This is a genomic window from Luteibacter sp. (assembly GCF_051958795.1).
In the GTDB taxonomy this organism is placed as follows: Bacteria; Pseudomonadota; Gammaproteobacteria; order Xanthomonadales; family Rhodanobacteraceae; genus Luteibacter.
In genome coordinates this window covers 1-8144 of sequence record NZ_JBQCFT010000276.1, presented here as the reverse complement: position 1 = coordinate 8144, position 8144 = coordinate 1, and the positions used below count along the sequence as shown (strand labels likewise).

6 protein-coding genes are annotated in these 8144 nt (G+C 67.2%); 2 read left to right on the top strand and 4 right to left on the bottom strand.

The features are described from left to right. Positions 1–88: 88 nt before the first annotated feature. Entirely contained in the window at positions 89–1252 is a 1164-nt protein-coding gene (locus ACTHLF_RS14490) for a PilT/PilU family type 4a pilus ATPase (RefSeq protein WP_440328051.1), read from the bottom strand. A 174-nt stretch (positions 1253–1426) separates the two neighbouring features. Beyond that, on the bottom strand, positions 1427–2464 hold the full coding sequence (locus ACTHLF_RS14485; protein WP_440328050.1) for a type IV pilus twitching motility protein PilT: 1038 nt from the start codon (positions 2462–2464) through the stop codon (positions 1427–1429). A 118-nt stretch (positions 2465–2582) separates the two neighbouring features. Between ACTHLF_RS14485 and proC the strand changes: the two genes are divergently transcribed. Beyond that, entirely contained in the window at positions 2583–3407 is an 825-nt protein-coding gene (gene proC, locus ACTHLF_RS14480) for a pyrroline-5-carboxylate reductase (protein WP_440328049.1), read from the top strand. Further along, complete coding sequence (locus ACTHLF_RS14475; protein ID WP_440328048.1) at positions 3404–3979, top strand: YggT family protein; 576 nt, start codon at positions 3404–3406, stop codon at positions 3977–3979. The genes proC and ACTHLF_RS14475 overlap by 4 nt, the downstream gene beginning before the upstream one ends. Before the next feature lie 53 nt (positions 3980–4032). On the opposite strand, the gene ACTHLF_RS14470 is transcribed toward ACTHLF_RS14475, so the two are convergent. Both ACTHLF_RS14470 and ACTHLF_RS14465 read right to left on the bottom strand, forming a co-directional pair. Then, positions 4033–6156, bottom strand: coding sequence for a bifunctional (p)ppGpp synthetase/guanosine-3',5'-bis(diphosphate) 3'-pyrophosphohydrolase (locus ACTHLF_RS14470; RefSeq protein WP_440328047.1), 2124 nt, complete (start codon positions 6154–6156; stop codon positions 4033–4035). Continuing rightward, a partial coding sequence (locus tag ACTHLF_RS14465; RefSeq protein WP_440328046.1) for a DUF3418 domain-containing protein occupies positions 6153–8144 on the bottom strand: 1992 nt, incomplete at its 5' end. The genes ACTHLF_RS14470 and ACTHLF_RS14465, both read right to left, overlap by 4 nt.

Genomic DNA, 8144 nt, shown 5'->3' with positions numbered 1-8144 from the left:
TTTGGGGCGGTGGTGGGGGCGGGTGGGCGCGTTCTTGGCCTCTCCACCACAACCCCGGGCCCCCCCGCCCGCTCCCACAGTTTCTTTTTTAGCGGTGCAGCATGCCGCCGAACGTGTTCTTGTCGTTGGCCGTGTCGATCTCGACGCCTTCCAGGCCCTGCGAGAGCGTGTGCGCATCGCCGCCCTGGGCGAGCTTGATGCGCAGGCGCACTTCGTTCGAGCTGTCGGCGTGGCGCAGGGCATCTTCGTACGAGATCTCGCCACCGTGGTACAGCTCGACCAGGCTCTGGTCGAAGGTGCGCATGCCCAGCTGGTTCGAGTCGCGCATCAGCTCCTTGAGCTTGTGGATCTCACCCTGGCGGATGTAATCCTGCGCGAGCGGCGTGCCGAGCAGCACTTCCACGGCGACGCGGCGTGCCTTGCCATCGGGCGTGGGGATGAGCTGCTGGGCCACGATGCCTTTCAGGTTCAGCGAAAGGTCCATGAACAGCGCGCTGCGGCGGTCTTCCGGGAAGAAGTGCAGGATGCGGTCCAGCGCCTGGTTGGCGTTGTTCGCGTGCAGCGTGCACAGGCACAGGTGGCCTGTTTCCGAGAAGTTGATCGCGTGTTCCATCGTCTCGCGCGTACGCACTTCGCCGATCATGATCACGTCGGGCGCCTGGCGCAGCGTGTTCTTCAGCGCGTTTTCCCAGTTGTCGGTATCGATGCCGAGTTCGCGCTGGGTGATGATGCAGCCTTCATGGCGGTGCACGTATTCGATCGGGTCCTCGATCGTGATGATGTGGCCCGTGGAATTCTGGTTGCGGTAACCGATCATCGAGGCGAGCGACGTGGACTTACCGGTACCGGTACCACCCACGAAGATGATGATGCCGCGCTTGGTCATCGCCAGCTGCTTGATGATCGGCGGCAGGTTCAGCTCTTCCGGCGTCGGGATCTTGGACTCGATGCGGCGCAGGACCATGCCCACGCAGTTGCGCTGGTAGAAGCACGACACACGGAAGCGGCCCACGCCCGACGCGCTGATCGCGAACTGGCACTCGTGGGTCTTTTCGAATTCTTCGCGCTGGGCCGGGGTCATCACGTTCAGCACCATGTCGCGCGACTGTTGCGCGGACAGCGGGCTTTGCGTGATGGGCACGATACGGCCCTGCACCTTCATGGAGGGCGCGACGCCGGCGGTGATGAACAGGTCGGACGCCTGCTTGTGCACCATCAGCTTAAGAAAGGAGGTGAAATCGAACTCGCTCATGGCCTGGATCCCCGTTGCCGGGATGGGCCGGCACCCTTGGGCGGATCATATACCTGCCCGGTGGTGGCTGCAGCGACGGTTATCACACGGGCGGGCGCGGCGCGGTCCGTGGCGGGCATCGCGCGCGAGCGCGCTCCCACAGGGGGAGCGTGCCGCCGGTGGTTCGCCGCTGGCTTAGCGGAAGCCTTCCTTGTTCTTGGCGTACATGGCGCCTTCCTGGCGGGTGATGAGGCCGCGCTTGACCAGGTCGAGCAGGTTCTGGTCCAGGGTCTGCATGCCGTACTGCTGGCCGGTCTGGATGGCCGAGTACATCTGGGCCACCTTGTCCTCGCGGATCAGGTTACGGATGGCCGGGATGCCGACCATGATCTCGTGCGCAGCCAGCCGGCCACCGCCCACCTTCTTCAGCAGCGACTGCGAGATGACGGCGCGCAGCGATTCGGACAGCATCGAGCGGACCATCGGCTTCTCGCCCGCCGGGAACACGTCGATGATGCGGTCGATGGTCTTGGCGGCCGACGACGTATGCAGCGTGCCGAACACAAGATGGCCGGTTTCCGCGGCGGTCAGGGCAAGGCGAATCGTCTCGAGATCGCGAAGCTCGCCGACCAGGATGTAATCCGGATCTTCGCGGAGCGCGGAACGCAGCGCCTCGTTGAAGCCGTGGGTATCGCGGTGGACTTCGCGCTGGTTGACCAGGCACTTCTGCGAGGTGTGCACGAATTCGATGGGGTCCTCGACGGTGAGGATGTGGCCGTATTCGTTCTTGTTGATGTGGTCGACCATCGCCGCCAGCGTCGTCGACTTGCCCGAACCGGTCGGGCCGGTGACCAGCACCAGGCCCTGCGGCTGCTCGATCAGTTCGCGGAAGATCCGGGGGGCACCCAGGTCTTCCAGGGTGAGCACTTCCGACGGAATGGTACGGAAGACGCCGCCAGCGCCGCGGTTATGGTTGAACGCGTTGACGCGGAAGCGGGCCAGGCCCGGGATCTCGAAGGAGAAGTCGACCTCGAGGAATTCCTCGTAGTCGCGGCGCTGCTTGTCCGACATGATGTCGTAGATCAGCGAGTGGACCTGCTTGTGCTCGAGGGGCGGGATATTGATCCGTCGAACGTCGCCGTCCACGCGGATCATGGGCGGCAGGCCTGCGGAAAGGTGCAGGTCGGAGGCCTTGTTCTTCACGGAGAAGGCAAGGAGTTCGGCGATATCCATTGGGGTCCCCTTTCTTTGTGGGCCAAAGGTAACCACCCCCGGGGGTCGGCGCAAGGCGGCGCAGCATATATGCTTCGTAGGTATGTGAAAGACGTCGCGAATGGAGCGAACACACCCCATGAACCGGATCGCCTTCATCGGTGGCGGCAATATGGCCACGGCCCTGGTCGCCGGCCTTGTCCGCCACGGCGCCCAGCCCGGCGGCATCGCCGTGGCGGAGCCGCGCGCCGAGGCCCTGCAGGAACTGTCACGCCAGTACGGCGTGGCGACATATACCGATAACGCCGCGGCGGCCGAGGGGGCTGGCCTCCTCGTCCTGGCGGTCAAGCCGCAGATGATGGCCGAGGTCTGCCGCGGGCTGCGCGCAGTGGTGCAGCAGCACCGCCCCATGGTGGTCTCGATCGCCGCAGGTATCCGCATCGCCCAGATCGAGCGCTGGCTGGACGCCGCCCTGCCCGTCGTGCGTTGCATGCCGAATACGCCGGCCATGTTTGGCGCGGGCGCAACCGGCCTGTACGCCAACGCGCGGGTCAGCGCCCCGCAGCGTGCCGAGGCCCAGCACGTACTGGATGCCGCCGGCCTGACCGTCTGGGTGCCGGAGGAAGACCAGCTCGATATCGTCACGGCGCTCTCCGGCTCCGGCCCGGCCTACATGTTCCTCATGGCCGAAGCCCTGGAGAACGCGGCGTTCTCGCAGGGCTTGTCCCGGGAGACCGCGCGAGCCCTGGCCGCGCATACCGTGCTTGGCGCGGGCCGCATGCTGGTTGAGGGGAACGATACCGCCGCCACCCTCCGACAGAAGGTGACTTCGCCCAACGGCACCACCCAGGCCGCCCTGGAAAGTTTCCAGGCCGACCATTTCCCCGCCATCGTGGCGCGCGCGGTCGATGCCGCCCGCCGCCGTGGCGTGGAGCTCTCCGAACAGATGGAATCGAACTCGTGAACTACCTGGCAAACGCAGGGGACTTCCTGCTCAATACGCTCTTCGGGGCCCTTGTCGCGCTCTTCGTGCTTCGCCTGCTGGCCGAAGCCAACCGTGCCGATTTCAACAACCCGATCTGCCAGTTCCTCTACCGCTTCACCAACCCGGTGCTGCGCCCGCTGCGCAAGGCACTCCCCAGCGTCCGCCGGATCAGCCTGGCTGCGCTCGTCGTGGCCCTGCTGCTGGAATGCCTGAAGTGGCTGCTGCACCTGCTGCTCGCGGGCGTGATGCCCGCGCCGCTGGGCCTGCTGGTACTCAGCATCGCCGACCTGCTCGATTTCTTCCTGCTGACCTGGATCGTGGTGGTGTTCGTGTGGTCGTTGATGAGCATGCTCTCGACCGATCGCTACCATCCCGTCGCACGCTTCGTCACCGCGCTGGCCGAGCCGCTGGTGCGCCCCCTGCGCGGCCGCATGACGATCGGCGGGCTGGACTTCTCGCCGACGGTCGTGCTGATCGGCCTGTTCCTGGCCCGCATGCTGATCGTGGCGCCGCTACAGAATGCCGGCGCCAGCCTCCTGGGCGGGATGTAAGCATCGCGCGCAAGCGCGCTCCCACACAGGCCTTGCAGGAGCGCGCTTGACCCCTACCGCCCGCCCACTCGCCGGGCATCGGTGACGTTGGGCAGCGCCGAGAGCCTGCCCAGCAGCAAGGACAACTGCTCGTAATCGCGCACGCGCAGGGTGAAACGCATATCGACCTCGCTGGTCCGCGTGTTCACCCGGCTCGACGAGGCGACGATGTGCGGGCCGATGTTGTTGATGGTCGTGGCGACATCCTTCTGCAGGCCCTTGCGGTCGTACCCGCGCAGTTCGATGTCGACCTCGTAATTCTGCACTTCCACCCTGCCCCAGCTCACCTCGATCACGCGATCGGGATCCTTGCGGGCGAGCCGGGCCAGCGATGCGCAATCGGTGCGGTGCACCGAAACACCGCGCCCCCGGGTGATGAAGCCGCGCACGGGATCGCCCGGCAGCGGCTGGCAGCAGCGGGCGAGCGTCGTCAGCAGGTTGCCAATGCCCTCGATCGAGAGGGCGCCGCGGTCGTGCTGGGCACCACGCGCGGCCACCGGTGCCGACGACTGGGTGAAATCCACCTCGGCCGGCTCTTGCAGGTGCCGCGCGATCTGGCCGAGGGATACCTCGCCCAGCTCCACGGTCACGAACAGGTCCTCGACGCCCTTCAGGCGGAAATGCGCCGCCAGCGCAGCAAGGTCCACGTCATCCACGGCAAGCCGCCGTAGTTCTTTTTCCAGCGTGGCCTTGCCGGCAATGATGTTGGCTTCGTGCGCCTCGCGCCGGAACCACGCGCGCACCTTTTCCCGCGCGCGCGACGTCGCGAGGTAGCCGTGGTGCACCGAGAGCCAGTCACGGCTGGGCTCGGAAATCTTGGTCGTGAGGATCTCGACACGGTCACCGCTGCGCGGCTGCGTCGTCAGCGGGACGATGCGGCCGTTGAGCTTGGCGCCCCGGCAGCGATGCCCCACCTCGGTGTGGATGTGGTACGCGAAATCGAGCACCGTGGCGCCGCGTGGCATGTCGATCACTTCGCCCTTGGGCGAAAGCACGTACACGCGGTCTTCCATCAGTTCGGTTTCAAACCCGGCGGCCAGCTCGGCATCATCCTCGCCACGCGGTTCGAGCAGCTTGCGCATCCACGCGATCTTGGCCTCGAACTCGGCATCCGCCCCGCCACCTTCCTTGTAGCGCCAGTGCGCGGCCACGCCCAGTTCGTTGGCGCGGTGCATTTCATGCGTCCGGATCTGCACCTCGAGCGTCTTGCCTTCCGGGCCGATCACCGCGGTATGCAACGAACGGTAGCCATTGCCCTTGGGCCGGGCCACGTAATCGTCGAATTCACCGGGAAGGTGCGGCCACAGGCTGTGCACCAGGCCCAGCGCCGCATAGCAGTCGGCCACCGAGTCCACCAGGATCCGCACGGCGCGGATGTCGTACAGGTCGGAGAACTCGAGGCCCTTCTTCTTCATCTTTTTCCAGATGGAGAAGATGTGCTTCGGCCGCCCGGCCAGGTCCGCGCGGATGCCCGCATGGCCAAGCACCTCACGCAGCTGTGCGAGGCTTTCCGCGATGAAGCTCTCGCGGTCCGCACGGCGCTCGTCGAGCAGGCGCGCGATGCGGCGGTAGGTTTCCGGTTCGAGGTAGCGGAACGCCAGATCCTCGAGTTCCCATTTCAGCTGCCAGATACCGAGGCGGTTGGCCAGCGGCGCGTGGATATCGGAGGTGAGCTGGGCCAGCTCGCGGCGCTCCGCATCCGGCAGCGACATCGCGGTGCGCATGGCGGCGAGCTGCCGCGCGAGCAGGACGAACACCACGCGCAGGTCGCGGATGATCGCCAGCAGCAGCCGGCGGAGGCCTTCCGAGCCGGTGGCGGGGCCGCGTTCCGCGTGCAGCGTCCAGACCTTCTCCGCTTCACCTTGCCCATCCACGAGACGCCTGAGCGACGCTGGCCATGACGCCGAGGCGGCGTCGGCGGCGCCGGGCAACCCGCGCATCAGCGAGAACCACATCGCCGAGGCGCAGGTTTCGTCGTCGCACCCCAGCTGGCGCAGCAGCTCGATGATCGTTTCCGCTTCGGCACGCGCCGCCGCCGGCAGCACCACGCATGCCTCGCGTGCCTGGTCGGTCAGCGGCGAACGCACGGCCGCATCGGTCGCGTTTTCCCTACCCGGGTTGGCCTGCGAACTCTTCATGCGGTATGTGCCTGTGCGGCTTCCAGGGCCCGGGCGAGGCGCTTGGCCGAGACGGGCTCGGCTGTTTTCAGTTCCTGCGCGAACAGGGAGACGCGCCACTCCTCGACCAGCCAGCGCAGCTCGGCCCAGTCCACCGCATCCAGCGCGGTACCGCTGGCGTTCAACAGCGCCCGCCAGTACGGCAGCACCTGCAGCATACGCGCCTGGTCGCGCTGCGGATCCTGGCGCAGGCGTTCGCCCCGCAGCCGCATCGCTTTCAGGTAGCGCGGAATATGGGCCAGGCGTGCGACCGGCAGTTCACGCAGGAAGCCCGGCAGGAGCAGCGCCGCCAGCTGCTCGCGCAGGTCGTCGTAGCTCGCCTTGGCGAAGCCCATCAGCGGCGGCTCCATCCACGGCTTGAGCTCGGCCTGCGCCTCGATGATCGGCTCGGCAAGCTTCTGCCGGGCCATCGCCGCGCCGAACAGGCCGCGCGCAAACTCACCCTTGAGGTGCTCGAAATCGCCGAGCGTGCGTACGTTGAGCTTCGCATCGGCCAGCATGTCGGCGAAGCCACCCTCGACCAGGTCATCGCGAAGCGCGTCCACGCTGCCCAGTGGCGCGTACTTCAGCGAAAGCGGGTTGCTGATCGGCAGCTGCCGGCGGGCACGCTTGAACTCAGGCGCCAGCGCACCGCGCAACAGGCGCTCGACGCCCGCAACGTGCGCCTCGGCGGCCTCGTCGGCACGCTCGAAGACGCGCAGCGCGACCGCCTCGCCCAGGTCCACGAGCGCGGGATAGGCCTTGAGCCCCGCTTCGGAGCGCACTTCCGTGGGGATCGCATCGAAATCCCAGGTGAGGATGTCCTCGCGGGTGAGTTCGATGTCGGTCTTGCGGGAGAACGCCTCCCGCGCCTTGCCTTCCCATTGCGCGCGGATGGCGGCCAGGTCACGGCCTTCGGCCACCGTGCGGCCGTTCTCGTCGTGCACGCGGTAGCGCATGAGCAGGTGCGCCGGCACCTCGGCCTCGGCGAACGCGGCCGCATCCACGTCGACGCCCGTGGTGCGTTTCAGGAACGCTGCGAGCGCCTTCGCAAGTGGCTCGTCGCGTGGCGCCTCCGCTTCGGTGAACGCGCGCGCGAAGTCCGGGGCCGGAACGAAATTCCGGCGCAGCGCCTTCGGCAAGCCGCGGATGAGTTCCGCGACCTTGTCGGCCAGCAGGCCACCCACCAGCCATTCGCCACGCGCCGCAGGCACGGCGTTGAGGAAGGCGAGCGGAACGTTGATGGTGACGCCATCCGCCGGATCGCCCGGCACGAAGCGGTACTCGAGCCGGTAACGGTGCTGGCCTATGTCCATGGAAGCCGGGAAGGCCTTGGGATCGAGGCCGGCCCCCGCATCCATCACGTCGGCGAGGGTCCAGCGCAGCGCCGCCTGTTCGCCCGGCGACGCCTTGCGGAACCAGGCATCCAGCGCGCGCGTGTCGGCGATCGATTCGGGCAACTTGCCGTCGAAGAACGCGGCGAGATCTTCATCGGAACGCAGCAGGCCGGCGCGGCGCTGCTTCGCCTCGATATCGTGGGCCTGCTCAAGCACGCGCTGGTTCGCACGGACGAAGTCCGCCCGGCTGTCGAGGTCGGCACGGACCAGTGCCTCGCGCACGAAGATGTCGTGGGCGAGCCGCGGGTCCTGTTTCTGAAACGTCACGGGGCGGCGCTCGACGAGCACCAGCCCGAACAGCGTCACCTGTTCGTAGGCGACCACGGTGCCCCGCTTGCGCGACCAGTGGGCATCGCGCGCGGTGGCGCGCACCAGGTGGCTGGCCTGCTGCTCGACCCACGCCGGGTCGATCCGCGCATTCATCATGGCCCATACGCGGCCGCCGCTATCGATGATCTGCGCGGCGATGATCCACGCTGGCGGCGCCTTGGCGAGCGCCGAGCCCGGGAACACCTGGAAGCGGCGCTCACGGGTGCCGCGGAACACGCCCTTCTCGTCCTTGTGGCCCACCTG